A 511-nucleotide genomic window follows, 5' to 3' on the forward strand; every position below is an offset into this window, starting at 1 on the left:
ACCCTTGTTGTGGGTTACGTACTTCGTATGGCAGCGGTTCGATTTAAGTGGCGTTTGCCTTCTTTCCAGTTGGAAACCGAAAGCTCGCTCCACTAAGTTAAGAAAAAGAACAAAAAAGAAAAGGCTGCTCCATGAGCAACCTTTTTTGTATTTGGAGTACCAAACTAAATCTTTGGTGTTTCTGTCGTTACGCCGTGGTTTTGCCCACGATGACGCAATAAGTGATCCATCACAACAATCGCCAGCATGGCTTCAGCAATAGGCACAGCACGAATTCCGACACATGGGTCGTGACGACCTTTCGTGATGAGCTGAGTGGGTTCACCTTCTTTAGTGATCGTGTCACCCGGAACCGTGATGCTTGATGTTGGCTTAAGTGCAATATTCGCAACGATGTCTTGACCTGTTGAGATACCACCAAGGATGCCACCAGCATGGTTGCTACCAAAACCTTGCGGAGAAAGTGGGTCACGGTGCTGACTGCCTTTTTGGTTTACGACATCGAAACCAT

General features: G+C 47.2%; 1 protein-coding gene and 1 pseudogene. One reads left to right on the plus strand and one right to left on the minus strand.

All coding sequences use genetic code 11. The annotated features are described in order from the left end of the window. Positions 1-96 (plus strand): annotated as a pseudogene (locus R7093_RS28320) (trimeric intracellular cation channel family protein); the annotation flags it as partial. Between the two features lie 68 nt (positions 97-164). On the opposite strand, the gene R7093_RS28325 reads toward R7093_RS28320, so the two are convergent. After that, positions 165-511, minus strand: a 347-nt coding sequence (locus tag R7093_RS28325; RefSeq protein ID WP_318147422.1) for a chorismate synthase, incomplete at its 5' end; no start/stop codon positions are given.

Source organism: Vibrio sp. 1580 (assembly GCF_033340055.1).